Annotated in this window: 11 protein-coding genes and 1 pseudogene; 3 read left to right on the top strand and 9 right to left on the bottom strand. The window is 72.0% G+C overall.

Features of this window, described 5'->3' with window-relative positions:
* Positions 1–18: 18 nt before the first annotated feature.
* Together IE244_RS12780 and IE244_RS12775 are read right to left on the bottom strand one after the other, a co-directional pair.
* The gene (locus IE244_RS12780; protein WP_191873542.1) at positions 19–1,812 is read right to left on the bottom strand and encodes an outer membrane protein assembly factor BamB family protein; all 1,794 of its coding nucleotides are present in this window, start codon (positions 1,810–1,812) and stop codon (positions 19–21) included.
* A 270-nt stretch (positions 1,813–2,082) separates the two neighbouring features.
* Complete coding sequence (locus IE244_RS12775; protein ID WP_191873540.1) at positions 2,083–3,891, bottom strand: ABC-F family ATP-binding cassette domain-containing protein; 1,809 nt, start codon at positions 3,889–3,891, stop codon at positions 2,083–2,085.
* Between the two features lie 158 nt (positions 3,892–4,049).
* Here IE244_RS12775 and IE244_RS41870 point away from each other — a divergent pair.
* Positions 4,050–4,121, top strand: a pseudogene (locus IE244_RS41870) (Uma2 family endonuclease); the annotation flags it as partial.
* Between the two features lie 104 nt (positions 4,122–4,225).
* Here the strand turns inward: IE244_RS41870 and IE244_RS12770 are convergent.
* From IE244_RS12770 to rsmI, 6 genes are all read right to left on the bottom strand, one after another.
* Entirely contained in the window at positions 4,226–5,119 is an 894-nt protein-coding gene (locus tag IE244_RS12770) for a 4-(cytidine 5'-diphospho)-2-C-methyl-D-erythritol kinase (protein WP_191873538.1), read from the bottom strand.
* Positions 5,116–5,985: a 16S rRNA (adenine(1518)-N(6)/adenine(1519)-N(6))-dimethyltransferase RsmA gene (rsmA, locus tag IE244_RS12765; RefSeq protein WP_191873536.1), complete on the bottom strand. Its 870-nt coding sequence runs from the start codon at positions 5,983–5,985 to the stop codon at positions 5,116–5,118. The genes IE244_RS12770 and rsmA overlap by 4 nt, the downstream gene beginning before the upstream one ends.
* Positions 5,986–6,086: 101 nt before the next feature.
* Positions 6,087–7,493, bottom strand: a complete 1,407-nt coding sequence (locus IE244_RS12760; RefSeq protein ID WP_191873534.1) for a resuscitation-promoting factor — start codon at positions 7,491–7,493, stop codon at positions 6,087–6,089.
* A 160-nt stretch (positions 7,494–7,653) separates the two neighbouring features.
* A complete protein-coding gene (locus IE244_RS12755) occupies positions 7,654–8,550 on the bottom strand; it encodes a TatD family hydrolase (protein ID WP_191873532.1) in 897 nt (298 codons plus the stop codon).
* Between the two features lie 47 nt (positions 8,551–8,597).
* Entirely contained in the window at positions 8,598–8,999 is a 402-nt protein-coding gene (locus IE244_RS12750; RefSeq protein ID WP_031169720.1) for a hypothetical protein, read from the bottom strand.
* A 361-nt stretch (positions 9,000–9,360) separates the two neighbouring features.
* Positions 9,361–10,209 (bottom strand): 16S rRNA (cytidine(1402)-2'-O)-methyltransferase, encoded by an 849-nt coding sequence (gene rsmI / locus IE244_RS12745; protein ID WP_191873530.1) that lies wholly within the window; start codon positions 10,207–10,209, stop codon positions 9,361–9,363.
* A 109-nt stretch (positions 10,210–10,318) separates the two neighbouring features.
* Between rsmI and IE244_RS12740 the strand changes: the two genes are divergently transcribed.
* Complete coding sequence (locus IE244_RS12740) at positions 10,319–12,067, top strand: dolichyl-phosphate-mannose--protein mannosyltransferase (RefSeq protein WP_191873528.1); 1,749 nt, start codon at positions 10,319–10,321, stop codon at positions 12,065–12,067.
* Between the two features lie 133 nt (positions 12,068–12,200).
* A complete protein-coding gene (locus tag IE244_RS12735; protein WP_191873526.1) occupies positions 12,201–13,871 on the top strand; it encodes a penicillin-binding transpeptidase domain-containing protein in 1,671 nt (556 codons plus the stop codon).
* Here IE244_RS12735 and IE244_RS12730 read toward each other — a convergent pair whose 3' ends face one another.
* Entirely contained in the window at positions 13,872–14,210 is a 339-nt protein-coding gene (locus IE244_RS12730; protein WP_191873524.1) for an SsgA family sporulation/cell division regulator, read from the bottom strand.
* Positions 14,211–14,325: the final 115 nt, after the last annotated feature.

The following is a 14,325-nucleotide window of genomic DNA, read 5'->3' as shown; positions in this document are numbered from 1 at the left end:
GGAAGCCGGGACGGCGGCTCAGTTGCCGAAGGCCATGATCAGCTTCTCCTTCGACTCGTCGCTGCCGTTCAGCCGGCCGGCGGAGATGAAGAACCGGCCGTCGGCCCAGTCCACGACACCGTCGTAGAAGGTGCTCTCGATCTCGGCCGTGCCCTGCGGGTTCTGCAACAGCTTGGTGGTCCGGTGGGAGGAGCCGGCGACCGGGATCGAGACCACCTGGCCGCCCGTGTCGTACGACGGCTGCACGTAGGCGACGAGCTTGCCGCCCTCGGCCTTCATCGGGTACATCGGCTCGTCGGCCGGGGACTTGGCCCGCCACCGCGCCTTGCCGTCGGCCAGGCTGATCGCGACGATCTCGTTGGCGGAACTGGTGCTGTCCGTCGGCAGGTACAGCGTGTCGGCGTCGGCCGTGACGCCCTGGCAGCTCTGCAGGTCCCGGTCGAGGAAGCCGCAGCGGGGGGCGAACTTCTCGTCGACCTTCACCTCGGAGCGGAACTTGCCGTCGTTGGTGAACGTCGTGATGTTCCAGGCCTTCTTGTCCGAGTTGGTCAGGTACACCACGAGCGGGTCCAGGGAGTACACCTTGGTCACCTCCCAGCCCTTCTTGACCGGCTGGGACCACTTGACCTTGCCGGTGGCCGGGTCCAGTTCCTGGATCTCGTCGTGCTCGTTCGGCTCGAACGCGGCGCAGGAGGACGCCTGGATCAGCCGGCCGGCGCCACCCGCGTACGCGTACGGACCGCAGGAGGCGCCGTACTGCCCCTTCCTGTACAGCTTCTTGCCGCTGTCGATGTCGTACGCCGTGCCCGACCCCACGCGGCCCACCATCAGCGTCCTGCCGCTGACGGACAGGTTGATCTCGACCTGGATGTCGAACGCCCCGCGGCGGTCGACCTTGCCGCTCCAGCCCTTCTCGCCGGTGTCCAGGTCGATCTGCTGCAGCTGGTTGCACACGGCCTTGTCGTCGGCGCCGCTCATGTACGCCACGACGACCTTGCCGTCGTCCGACTGCCGCGGGGTGACCGCGCAGATCTTCTGCGGCAGGGTGATCGGGCTCCAGGCGGGCTTGCCGTCGCCTACGCCGTAGGAGAAGACCTGCTTGTACGCCGCCTTCACCACCGTCTTGCCGGTGATCCACATGCCGGGGGCGTCGGCGCCGGAACGGGGCGCGTCCGGTGCCGACTCGTACCAGAGCACCTTCGCCTCACCGGCCTTGCGGCCCGCGTTGAGGTCCTCCGGGTCGTCACCGCCGCCGCTCGACGCGCTCGGCGAGGCGGACGCGGAGGCGGAGTGCTTGGGGTCGTCGCTCTGCTGGGCGACGGGCTTCTTCTTTCCGCCGTCGTCGCCGCTCGTGACCGCGTACACCGTGCCGCCGACGACCAGCAGCGCGGCCACCGCGGCACCGATGATCAGCGCCGTCCTGCGCCGGGGCTGCCCGCCGGGCGCGGCACCGGGCGCGCCCGGGTACGTCGGCTGCTGCGGGTGGCCGAACCCGGGCTGGGGCGCCGCCCCGTAGGGGCCCGGTTGCTGCGGGTAGCCGTAGGGCCCGGGGGTGCCGGGCGCGGCCGGTGCGCCGTACGGCCCCGGCTGCTGGGGGTAGCCGTAGCCGGGCTGGGGCGGCTGCGGCGGTGCGGCCGGGGGCTGGGCCGGCGGCGGGGGAGGCATACCCGGGGCGCCCGGAGTTCCCTGGGGGGCGCCGAAACCGCCCGGGGCCGGTGGCGGTTGCGGGGCTCCGAAGCCGCCACCCTGCGGCGGCTGGCCCTGCGGCGCTCCGAAACCGCCCTGCGGCGGCTGGTTGGGCGGCTGGGTCATCAGCGCTCTTCCCCCTCGTTCACTGATTTTTAGCCACGCCCTGAGGTTCTTGACAGACCCTGGGTCGTTACTCAGACAGTTCTCAGACGGCCCTTTCTATCACTCGGTACCGACAGCACAGGGGCTCGGATCCGCCGCTGTTCCCAAGGGACGACCTGGCCGTGATGTCGCCGTTACGCGCCTTCACGCCCCCTTCACGCGGCGCACGCAACAGCGCCGCGCGCGGCTTGATTTCAGCCGCGCGCCGGACGCCTGCCCACCGCGGGTGCGCTACGCGTCCTCCGCCAACTCCAGCCAGCGCATCTCCAGTTCCTCGCGCTCACCGGCGAGGTCGCGCAACTGGGCGTCCAGGTCGGCGACCTTCCCGAAGTCGGTGGCGTTCTCGGCGATCTGGGCGTGCAGCCTGGTCTCCTTCTCGGAGATCCGGTCCAACTGGCGCTCGATCTTCTGGAGTTCCTTCTTGGCGGCACGCTGGTCGGCGGCGCTCTTCTCCTGCACGGCCGGCTTGGGCGCCGCGGCGGCGGCCTGGGCGGCGACCGCCTCCTCCATCCGCTGCCGCCGTTCCAGGTACTCGTCGATGCCCCGCGGCAGCATCCGCAGGGTGCCGTCGCCGAGGAGGGCGAAGACCCGGTCCGTCGTGCGCTCGAGGAAGAACCGGTCGTGGGAGATGACGACCATCGAGCCGGGCCAGCCGTCGAGGACGTCCTCCAGCTGGGTGAGGGTCTCGATGTCGAGGTCGTTGGTGGGCTCGTCCAGGAAGAGGACGTTGGGCTCGTCCATGAGCAGGCGCAGCAGCTGCAGGCGCCGGCGCTCACCACCCGACAGGTCGCCGACCGGCGTCCACTGCTTCTCCTTGCTGAAGCCGAACGTCTCGCACAGCTGCCCGGCGGTCATCTCACGTCCCTTGCCGAGGTCGACGCGCTCGCGGACCTGCTGGACGGCTTCCAGGACCCGCGTGTTCGGGTTCAGCTCGGCGACCTCCTGGGAGAGGTAGGCGAGCTTGACGGTCCTGCCGACGGCGATGCGCCCACCGGCCGGCTGCTCCTCACCCTCCGTGCGCGCCGCCGCGGCCATGGCCCGCAGCAGGGAGGTCTTGCCGGCGCCGTTCACGCCGACGAGGCCGATCCGGTCGCCGGGTCCCAGCTGCCAGGTGACGTGCTTGAGCAGCACCTTGGGCCCGGCCTGCACGGTGATGTCTTCCAGGTCGAAGACCGTCTTGCCGAGCCGCGAGGAGGCGAACTTCATCAGCTCGCTGCTGTCCCGGGGCGGCGGCACGTCCGCGATCAGCTCGTTGGCGGCCTCGACCCGGAAGCGCGGCTTGGACGTACGGGCGGGGGCGCCGCGCCGCAGCCAGGCCAGCTCCTTGCGGATCAGGTTCTGCCGCTTGGCCTCCTCGGTGGCCGCGATCCGCTCGCGCTCGGCGCGCGCGAAGACGTAGTCGGAGTAGCCGCCCTCGTACTCGTACACGTCGCCCCGCTGCACGTCCCACATGCGGGTGCAGACCTGGTCCAGGAACCACCGGTCGTGGGTCACGCAGACCAGCGCCGAGCGCCGGTTCTGCAGGTGCTTCGCGAGCCAGGCGATGCCCTCGACGTCGAGGTGGTTGGTGGGCTCGTCCAGGACGAGCAGGTCCTGCTCCTCGATGAGCAGCTTGGCCAGCGCGATCCGGCGCCGCTCACCACCGGAGAGCGGTCCGATGACGGTGTCCAGCCCCTTCGGGAAGCCCGGCAGGTCCAACCCGCCGAACAGTCCGGTCAGCACGTCCCTGACCTTGGCGTTGCCCGCCCACTCGTGGTCGGCCATGTCACCGATCACCTCGTGGCGGACGGTGGCGGCGGGGTCGAGGGAGTCGTGCTGGGTGAGCACGCCGAGCCGCAGCCCGCCGGAGTGGGTGACCCGTCCGGTGTCGGCCTCCTCCAGCTTGGCGAGCATCCGGATGAGGGTGGTCTTGCCGTCGCCGTTGCGTCCGACGACCCCGATCCGGTCCCCTTCCGACACGCCGAGCGAGACGCCGTCCAGCAGGGCACGGGTGCCGTACACCTTGCTGACGTTCTCGACATTGACCAGGTTGACGGCCATTTCACTCCTGCGTGCGGGGGTCGGTCAGCCTTCTAGCGTAGGGCCTGCGAGGGTGAGGGCGGGGCGCGAGGGGGCGGTCACTCTCTGTGATGACGCGATCGGGAAACGGCCCGCTGCGGTGGAGGGCAGGCAGCAGGATCCCGTCCATGGGAGGAACCATGACCGCCGAGTCCGCAGAGCACCGCGTCCAGTGGCCGGTGCCGCCCCAGGACGGCTACACCGTGGACGACCGCAATGGCATACATCCACACCGGCATGCACCGGGACCGCATCAAGGTCGACAAGCCGTACCCCATCGACATCGGCCTGACGGCGATCGACGAACTCTGAAGTCCTAGAGGACCGTCGCCCCCGCCACCGGCCCCGCCGCCGTCCGCACCGCCCCGCACGTCCCGGACGCCCGCAGGGCAGCCGCCACCTTCTCCGCCGCCTCGGCATCCCGCACGAGGAACGCCGTGGTCGGTCCCGATCCGGACACCAGCGCGGCGAGCGCGCTCGCCCCGCGCCCCGCCTCCAGCGTGTCCGCCAGCTCCGGGAACAGGGACAGCGCCGCCGGCTGAAGGTCGTTGGAGACGGCCGCGGCCAGCGCCTCCGCGTCCCCCTTCGCCAGCGCCTCCAGCAGCTCCGCCGAAGCCACCGGCTCCGGGATGTCCTGCCCCTGGGCGAGCCGGTCGAACTCGCGGAAGACCGCCGGGGTGGACAGCCCCCGCCCGGCCATCGCGAACACCCAGTGGAAGGTGCCGCCGACCTCCAGGACGGTCAGCTGCTCCCCCCGTCCGACGCCGAGAGCCGCGCCCCCGACCAGGCTGAACGGCACATCGCTGCCCAGCTCGGCGCAGATCGCGAGCAGCTCGGCGCGGGATGCGCCCGTGCCCCACAGCGTGTTGCAGGCGAGCAGCGCGCCCGCGCCGTCCGCACTGCCGCCCGCCATGCCGCCGGCGACCGGGATGTCCTTGGCGATGTGGATGTGGACGTTCGGTTCGATGCCCCGGCGCGCGGCGAGCGCGAGCGCGGCGCGCGCGGCGAGGTTGGTGCGGTCGAGGGGGACCTGGTCGGCGTCCGGGCCCTCGCAGGTGATCCGGAGCTCGTCCGCGGGGGTCACCGTCACCTCGTCGTGGAGGCCGACGGCGAGGAAGACGTTGGCGAGGTCGTGGAAGCCGTCCGCGCGGGCGGCGCCCACCGCGAGCTGGACGTTGACCTTGGCCGGTACCCGTACCGTGACGCTCACGTGCCGCTCTCCTTGTGTTCGGCGATCCGCGCGAACTCCTCCACCGTCAGCGACTCCCCGCGCGCCTGCGGCGAGACCCCGGCCGCGACCAGGGCGGCCTCCGCGGCCGCCGCCGAACCGGCCCAGCCGGCGAGCGCGGCCCGCAGCGTCTTGCGGCGCTGCGCGAAGGCCGCGTCGATCACCGCGAAGACCTCCGCCTTGGAGGCCGTCGTCTTCAGCGGCTCGGTCCGCCGGACGAGGGAGACCAGACCGCTGTCGACGTTCGGCGCGGGCCAGAAGACGTTGCGGCCGATGGCTCCGGCGCGCTTGACCTCGGCGTACCAGTTGGCCTTCACGGACGGCACGCCGTACACCTTGTTGCCGGGCGCGGCGGCCAGCCGGTCGGCGACCTCGGCCTGCACCATGACGAGGGTGCGCTCGATGCTCGGGAAGGTGTCGAGCATGTGCAGCAGCACGGGCACGGCGACGTTGTAGGGGAGGTTCGCCACCAGCGCCGTCGGCGGCGGGCCGGGCAGCTCGGCGACGTGCATCGCGTCGGAGTGGACGAGGGCGAACCGGTCGGCGCGCTCCGGCATGCGCGCGCCGATGGTCGCGGGCAGCGCCGCGGCCAGGACGTCGTCGATCTCGACGGCGGTGACCCGGTCGGCGGTCTCCAGCAGCGCGAGCGTGAGGGAGCCGAGCCCCGGGCCGACCTCGACGACCACGTCCTCGGGGCGGACCTCGGCGGTGCGGACGATGCGGCGGACCGTGTTGGCGTCGATCACGAAGTTCTGGCCGCGCTGCTTGGTGGGACGGACACCGAGCGCTGCCGCCAGCTCACGGATGTCGGCGGGGCCGAGGAGGGCGTCGGGGGTGGGGCTGCTCACGGGACAAGGGTACGGGGGTCCGCGGCGCCGGGTTGCCAGGTACCCGGCGCCGCGGGCTGGACGGGGGAGGGGCGCCGGCCGGATGCCGCCGCGCCCCGGCGTCAGCCGTGCAGCTTGGCCCCGCAGTGCGGCCAGGGCGTCGACCCGCGCCGCGTGTACAGCTTCTTCGCGCGGAACGTCTGCTCCTCCGCCGTGGCGTCCTGGGGGCGTCCGTTGCCGCCGAGGCTGTGCCAGGTGCGCGTGTCGAACTGGTAGAGGCCCCCGTACGTCCCGGAGGGGTCGACCGCGGTCGGGCGGCCACCGGACTCGCAGGCGGCGAGCCCGTGCCAGTTCAGGTGGTCGGCGCCGGCCACCGAGGGCGGCAGCGGCTTGGTGCCCACCTTCACGATCTGCTTGCGCGGCTTGCGCACCACCTCGGAGGTCTCCCGGCGCGGTTTCTCCCGTACGCCGTTGACGATGCGCAGGAGGTAGGTGTCGCGCCGCAGTCCGGGCCGGCCCGCCTGGACGACGACCTCGGTGCCCTTGAAGAGGGTGGGGTCCTCGGCGCGCTCCACCGCGAAGGGGATCTGTTCGTCGTGGATCTCCCGGGTGCCGCTGACGCGTAGCACGGTCACCGTCTGCCCGTCCCGCGGAAAGCTGTCGAGCGGCACGGAGGTGATGTCCTGGCCGTGCAGGCCGATCCCGGCCTCCTCGATGACCTCGCGGACGGTGGCGGCGTTGGTGCGCAGGGTGCGGGTCCGGCCGTCGGCCATGACCGTGACGGCGCGCTCGGTGCGCACGTCGAGCGTGAGCCCGGCGCGTCCGATGTTCCGGGAGCGCGAGGTGGACAGGTACGCGCCCTCCGCGCGCACCCCCAGCTCGTCCAGGGCCCCTTCCACCGTGTGCGCCGTCGTCCACACCTCGTGCTGCTGGCCGTCCAGGGTGAGCCGGACGGGGCGCCCGTAGCGCACGGCGACCGTGTCACCGCTGGCGAGCGCCGTACCGGGGGCGGGCGCGATCACGTCGTGCGCTCCCACGGGCACGCGTTCCTCGGCGAGCAGCTCGCTGACGTCGTCGGCGAAGGTGTGCAGGGTGCGCTGCTTGCCCTCGACGGTCAGCTCGACCGCCTTGTCCTTGGCGACGAACGCGGTGGTGCCGCCGGCGAGGAAGGCCACGACCAGGGCCTGCGGCAGCAGGCGGCGCACGGCGGACTCCGGGCGCTCGGCACAGCGCCCCCTGCGTCGGCGCGCGGCCCGGCCGCCCGCTCCGGCGGGTACCTCGGGTCCGGGCACCCCGTCCTCGTCCGGCGCGCTCCGGGCCTGCGGCGCGCCCCCGGCCTGCGGCACGCGCACGCCCTGCCGGGGCAGCACCGGCTCGGTGACGAAGTACGCCTGCGCCTCGTACGCGGGCCGGTAGGTGTCCTCGTACAGCCCATACGGCTGGGTGTCCGCGGTGTACACGGAGGCGCCGGGGCCGTACGGATCGTACGTCCCCCACGTCTCGAACGTCTCGTACTGCGACTTGCTCACGCCGACACGCTCCAGAGGTGCCAGAGGGGTCCGGATCGGGCCCCCAGAACCTAGCGGAGCGACCGTCACTCTCCAAAGCGACGCGACTACGTACTGTTGCCCGGCGAGCGCGCGCTCGCCGCTCGAACAGGGGATCGCGGCGTGCTGGTCGAACTGGGACTCAGTAGCCGAAGGCGCGCGCGGTGTTGGCGGCGAGGGCCGTCGCCAGCGCGTCCTCGTCGATGCCGCGCACGGCGGCCATGGCACGGACCGTGACCGGGACGAGGTACGGGGCGTTGGGCCGGCCGCGGTAGGGCGCGGGCGTCAGGAACGGCGCGTCGGTCTCCACGAGGACCAGCTCCAGCGGGGCGACGGCGAGGGCGTCCCGGAGGTTCTGGGCGTTCTTGAAGGTGACGTTGCCGGCGAAGGACATGAAGTAGCCCTCGCGGGCGCAGATCTCCGCCATCTCGGCGTCGCCGGAGTAGCAGTGGAAGACGGTGCGCCCGGGGGCGCCCTCCTCCTTCAGGACGCGCAGGACGTCGGCGTGCGCGTCGCGGTCGTGGATGACGAGCGCCTTGCCGTGCCGCTTGGCGATCTCGATGTGGGCGCGGAAGGACCGCTCCTGGGCGGCCTTGCCCTCGGGCCCGGTGCGGAAGTGGTCCAGCCCGGTCTCCCCGACGCCCTTCACCTGGGGCAGTCCGGCGAGCCGGTCGATCTCGGCGAGGGCCTCGTCCAGCGCCGCGTCGCCGCCCGGCTGCCGGGCGCCCCGCCGCGACCAGCCGTCGGGGTCACCGTGGACGATGCGCGGCGCCTCGTTGGGGTGGAGGGCGACGGCGGCGTGGACGCTGTCGTACGCGGCCGCGGTCTCGGCGGCCCAGCGCGAGCCCTTGATGTCGCAGCCGACCTGCACGACCGTCGTCACCCCCACGGACGCGGCCTTCGCGAGGCCCTCCTCGACCGTGCCGGACTGCATGTCGAGGTGCGTGTGGGAGTCGGCGACCGGAACCCGCAGCGGTGCCGGAAGCGGCGGCGCTGTGTTCTTGTCGCCCTTGGCGGTCTGACCGGCGTTCGAAGGCATGCCCCGATCCTACGAAAGGGGCATGTCCGCCGCGGCCGGCGATCCGCTCAGCTCGCCTTGCGCTGGAAGGGGTGCAGGAGATCGGACAGGTGCCAGTGGTGCGGTTCCTTGGGCGACGCGGGCACCTCCGGCGCCTCGACCGGGCCCGCCTGCGGCACGCTGTGGTGCCGCTCCGCGGCGCCGCGCACCGAGGAGACCTGCCCGGCGCGCATGATCCGCACGACGTGGCCGTCGCAGTTGTGGCAGCTGGGCCGGCTCAGTGGCGACGGCACGACCCGGCCGTCGGCCACGTACAGCACGAACTCCTGCCCTTCGGCGTCCGTGTGGTGCTCTATCTCGTACGACTGCTCCCAGCCGTGCCCGCATCGCATGCAGGCAAACGAATACGACTCGTGAACGACGGCTGTCGCCGTACCGCGGAGGCCGGACTGCCCTGCGATCTCACTCATGCCAGCTCCTCTTGTTCCGCTGGACAAACGCCCCGCAACGGGGCGTCTCTTCGACCAGTGGACTCTTCTGCCGACGTGAACGCATCAGGGCTGTCGAGTGTTGGAGGCGATTTGGCAGTTCCTTGCAGAAAACGCCCTCTCCACCCCCCGCGGGCTTTGCTTTCGGCGACAGCCTTTTGCCGTTCCATGGCCCATTCGCTCACACGAGAACAGCCCTGCTCAGAGGGGGTTTCCGTAGCTCTCCGAAGAGGGGCGGGCCGGTATCGGCAGGCGGCTCCGCCGCGTGGGCGCGAGCAACCGAAAACGACCCGCGCCCCGCGGCGGAGCGAAACCCGGCGGCCGCTACCCGGCCGGACACGCCTCACTCACCGGCACGTTTGGCGGCGACCACCGCATCGAAGACGACCCGCTTCGGCACCCCCGCCTCCACCGCGACCGCGGCGATCGCCTCCTTGCGCCGCTCCCCGGCCTCCTCCCGCACGCGCACCCGGCGCACCAGCTCCTCCGCGTCGAGTTCCTCCGGCCCGGCCTCGGGCGCCCCCTCGACCACGACGGTGATCTCCCCGCGGACGCCCTCCGCGGCCCACCGCGCCAGCTCGGCCAGCGGACCGCGCCGGACCTCCTCGTACGTCTTGGTCAGCTCCCGGCACACGGCGGCCCGCCGGTCCGCGCCGAAGACCTCGGCCATCGCGGCGAGGGTGTCGTCGAGCCGGTGCGGGGCCTCGAAGTAGACGAGGGTGCGCCGCTCGCCCGCGACCTCACGCAGCCGGGACAGCCGCTCGCCCGCCTTGCGCGGCAGGAAGCCCTCGAAGCAGAACCGGTCGACGGGGAGCCCGGACAGGGCGAGCGCGGTGAGCACGGCGGACGGTCCCGGCACGGCGGTGACCCGGATGTCCCGCTCCACGGCGGCCGCGACCAGCCGGTAGCCCGGGTCGGACACCGACGGCATCCCGGCGTCGGTCACGAGCAGCACGCGCGCGCCGCCGAGCAGCTCGTCGACCAGCTCCGGCGTACGGGCGGATTCGTTGCCCTCGAAGTACGACACCACGCGGCCCTTCGGCGTGACGCCGAGGGCCTGGGTGAGCCGGCGCAGCCGCCGGGTGTCCTCGGCGGCGACCACGTCGGCGCGGGCCAGCTCCTCGGCCAGCCGGGGCGGCGCGTCCGCGATGTCGCCGATGGGGGTACCTGCGAGGACAAGGGTTCCAGTCACGCCCTCCATCCTCCCAGGAACCACTGACAGCCCTGCCGGGAGCGGCCGCCCGCCGACCGGTACGGCACATGCACGGGACTCGCACAGAACCGTTCCCTACGATGGCGCGGTGACCGATACCGCGTCCTCCATGGACCTCCGGCAGGGCCAGGCGCCGCACGACCAGCGGCCGTCGTGGCGGCAGCGGCTGCGCCGATTCGGGTACGTTCCGGCCGAGGACGCCCCCGGGGGCGACGTACGCGACCGGCTGGTGCCCCCGTACGCCGAGCCGGGCCCCCGGCTGTGGCGGGCGCTCGGCGTGCCGCCGGTCCTCGCCGAGCGGATCACCCGCTGGTCGGGCTGGGGCGGTCCGCTGCTGGTGACGCTGATGGCGGGCCTGATGCGGTTCTGGAACCTGGGCAGCCCGCGCGCGGTGATATTCGACGAGACGTACTACGCCAAGGACGCCTGGGCGCTCGTCCACCGCGGCTACGAGGTCAACTGGGACAAGAACGCCAACGACCTGGTGCTGCAGACGCACGGCCACCTCGCGATCCCGACGGACGCGGCGTACGTCGTGCACCCGCCGGTCGGCAAGTACGTCATCGGGCTCGGCGAGCTGGTGTTCGGGTTCGACCCGTTCGGCTGGCGGTTCATGACCGCGCTGCTGGGCACCCTCTCCGTCCTGCTGCTGTGCCGGATCGGGCGCCGGTTGTTCCGCTCGACCTTCCTCGGCTGCCTCGCGGGCGCGCTGATGGCGGTGGACGGCCTGCACTTCGTGATGAGCCGGACCTCGCTGCTCGACGGCGTGCTGATGTTCTTCGTGGTGGCCGCGTTCGGCTGTCTGGTCGTCGACCGGGACCGGTCGCGGGAGAGGCTGGCCGCCGCGCTGCCGGCCGGCCCGGACGGCCGGGTCCGCCCGGACGCGGACGTGGCCGACACGTTCCGTCTCGGTCTGCGGCCCTGGCGCTGGGCGGCCGGGCTGATGCTGGGCCTGGCCGTCGGCACGAAGTGGAACGGCCTGTACATCCTGGCCGCGTTCTGTGTGATGGCGGTGCTGTGGGACGTCGGCGCCCGCAGGACCGCGGGCGCCCTGCGCCCGTACGCGGCGGCCCTGAAGTACGACACGGGCATCGCCTTCCTGGCGACGGTCCCCGTGGCGATCGCCGTCTACCTGGCCTCCTGGACCGGCTGGATCCTCTCCCCGGCGGACGGCACGGGCGGCTACTTCCGCAACTGGGCGGCCACCGACGGCAAGGGCGGCAGCTGGACCTTCCTGCCGGACTGGCTGCGCAGTCTGTGGCACTACGAGCACGAGGTGTACGAGTTCCACGTCGGCCTGACGTCCCCGCACACCTACCAGTCCAACCCGTGGAGCTGGATCGTGCTGGGCCGCCCGGTGTCGTACTTCTACGAGTCCCCCAACCCCGGCGCGGACGGCTGCCCGGCCGACGCCGGCCAGAAGTGCGCCCGTGAGGTGCTGGCGATCGGCACCCCGCTGCTGTGGTGGGCGGCCTGCTTCGCGATCCTCTACGTGCTGTGGCGGTGGGCGTTTTGCCGCGACTGGCGGGCCGGTGCCGTGGCGTGCGGGATCGCGGGCGGCTATCTGCCCTGGTTCCTGTACCAGGAGCGGACGATCTTCCTCTTCTACGCGGTCGTCTTCCTGCCGTTCCTGTGTCTGGCGGTGGCGATGATGATCGGCGCGATCATCGGGCCGCCGGGCTCCTCCGACACCCGCCGGGTGATCGGCGCGTCCGCGGCGGGCGTGCTGGTGCTGCTGATCGCCTGGAACTTCATCTACTTCTGGCCCCTGTACACGGGCACCGCGATCCCCATCGACTCGTGGCGGTCGCGGATGTGGCTGGACACCTGGGTCTAGTCGGATTGTCGCAAGCCTGCTACGGATCCGCCGCCGACGTCACCCTCTGAGGTGGGGACTTTAAGGTGAGTGCCGTCGTTGGGGTGTGTGAGGGCTGCGGGGAGCCTGGGGAACGTACGGAGGAACTGAGGCTGTGGGCAAGAGAAGGCGCGTCGCCGAGCGGCGGAAGACGACCAGTCCCGTCGTGCTCGGCGGGATGATCGCCCTGGTCCTCGGCGGCGCCGGGTTCGGCGTCTACGCGCTGTACGACGGCGGTGCCGCGGCCGACGAGCGCGCCTCCGCCGCGGCCGGCCACAAGGCGGTCAAGACCGGCCCGCTCAGCGCCGCCGAGGTCCGCACGGTCTCCAGCCGTTTTCTCACCGCGTGGCAGCACGGCAGGCTCACCGAGGCGGCGGCCGCCACCGACGACGCCTCCGCCGCCGTCAAGCTGCTCACCGGCTTCACCAAGGACGCGTCCGTGAAGGGCGTCACCCTCACGCCGGGCGCGGCCAAGGGCACCGAGGTGCCGTTCTCCGTCAAGGCGACGGTGTCGTACCACAGCCTCAGCAAGCCGCTGGCGTACGACAGCGCGCTCACCGTGGTGCGGCGGGCGAGCGACGGCAAGCCGCTGGTCGACTGGCACTCCTCGGTCGTCCACCCGGACCTGAAGGACGGGGACACCCTGGTCACCGGCGCGTCCGGCACGCCGCCGATCAAGGCGCTGGACCGTGACGGCGGCGAGCTGACGACCGCCACGTACCCGTCGCTGGGCACGGTGCTGGACGGGCTGCGCGAGAAGTACGGCAAGACGGCGGGCGGCAAGGCGGGCGTCGAGCTGCGCGTGGTGCGCGGCAAGGCGGCGCAGAAGGCCGAGCTGTCCGACAAGACGCTCGTGGAGCTGAGCAAGGGCACCCCGGGCACGGTGAAGACGACGCTGAGCCCCACCCTGCAGGCGGCGGCCGAGCAGCAGGTCGGCAAGCGGGCGCGGGCGTCCGTGGTCGTCGTGCGGCCCTCGACCGGGGAGATCCTCGCGGTCGCCAACAGCGGGCACGGCTTCAACGTCGCCTTCCAGGGCTCCCTCGCACCGGGCTCCACGATGAAGATCGTGACGTCGACGATGCTGTTCGAGAAGAAGCTCGTCACCCCCGACGCGTCGCACCCGTGCCCCAAGACGTACAAGCTGGCCGGCTGGACGTTCCACAACGACGACGACTCCGAGATCAAGAAGGGCACGTTCAAGCAGAGCTTCGGAGCCTCCTGCAACAACGCCTTCATCAACTTCGCGCCGAAGCTGTCGAACGGCGACCTGACGAAGGAGGCCCAGCAGGTCTACGGCCTCGGCATGGACAACTGGGCCATCGGCGTCCCCTCGTTCGACGGTTCCGTCCCGGTGCAGAGCGGCGCGCAGATGGGCGCCTCGCTGATCGGGCAGGGCGGGGTGCGCATGAACCCGCTCAACATGGCGTCCGTGGCGGCGACGGTCGCCTCGGGCGCCTTCCACCAGCCGTACCTGGTGGCTCCCGAGGTGGACCACCGCACGCTGGCGAAGGCGGCGCACACCATGTCCTCGACGACGCGGTCCCAGCTGAAGGACGTCATGCGGTTCACGGCGGACTACGGCACGGCCGCCAAGGCGATGGCGGGCATGAGCGGGGACTACGGCGCGAAGACGGGCTCCGCCGAGGTCGACGGGCAGAAGAAGCCGAACGGCTGGTTCACCGCCTTCAAGGGCGACCTGGCCGCCGCGGGCGTGGTGCAGGCGGGCGGCCACGGCGGCGACACGGCCGGTCCGATCGTGGCGACCCTGCTGAAGACGGGCGGCTGATCAGGTCCGTACGGGTCCCGCGGTGTAGGTCCGGCGCAGGAATCTGAGCAGGGCCTTCGAGTCGAACTGGACGACCTCGACACCGTTGTCGGAATGGAACTCGACGACGGCCTGGACGCGGCCGCACGGCCACACCCGTACCGCGCCGCTCTCGGCCGGTGACCGCAGCCCGCGTTCCAGCAGCGCGCGGGAGAACGTCCACTCGTGCGGGCCGGGCAGGCCGACCCGTACCGACCGTGGATCGGAGTCAGGGTCGTAGCGGAGTACCACCGGTACGGCCCCCGGGTCCTCCTCGTCCGTGACGATATGGGCGCGCGCGTACTGCTCGACCACAGACATCGGATCGCCCCTTCACGCTGAGTGACCTATGCGAAAGATGTGCATCCGCTTGCTCTCCAATGTCGCACATATTCCGTTTCTCGCCTGCCGAAGCGTGCCCGCCCCCGTGGAAACC

Origin of the sequence: Streptomyces filipinensis, from assembly GCF_014649495.1 — a bacterium.
GTDB lineage: Bacteria > Actinomycetota > Actinomycetes > Streptomycetales > Streptomycetaceae > Streptomyces > Streptomyces filipinensis.
The sequence above is the reverse complement of the archived record's forward strand: the minus strand, read 5'-3'. Positions and strand labels throughout refer to the sequence as shown.

What these genes read in the sequence shown, in the direction of transcription:
- IE244_RS12780 (WP_191873542.1), bottom strand. Translation starts at nt 1,812, where the DNA reads ATGACCCAGCCGCCCAACCAGCCGCCGCAGGGCGGTTTCGGAGCGCCG.
- IE244_RS12775 (WP_191873540.1), bottom strand. Translation starts at nt 3,891, where the DNA reads ATGGCCGTCAACCTGGTCAATGTCGAGAACGTCAGCAAGGTGTACGGC.
- IE244_RS12755 (WP_191873532.1), bottom strand. Translation starts at nt 8,550, where the DNA reads ATGCCTTCGAACGCCGGTCAGACCGCCAAGGGCGACAAGAACACAGCG.
- IE244_RS12750 (WP_031169720.1), bottom strand. Translation starts at nt 8,999, where the DNA reads ATGAGTGAGATCGCAGGGCAGTCCGGCCTCCGCGGTACGGCGACAGCC.
- IE244_RS12730 (WP_191873524.1), bottom strand. Translation starts at nt 14,210, where the DNA reads ATGTCTGTGGTCGAGCAGTACGCGCGCGCCCATATCGTCACGGACGAG.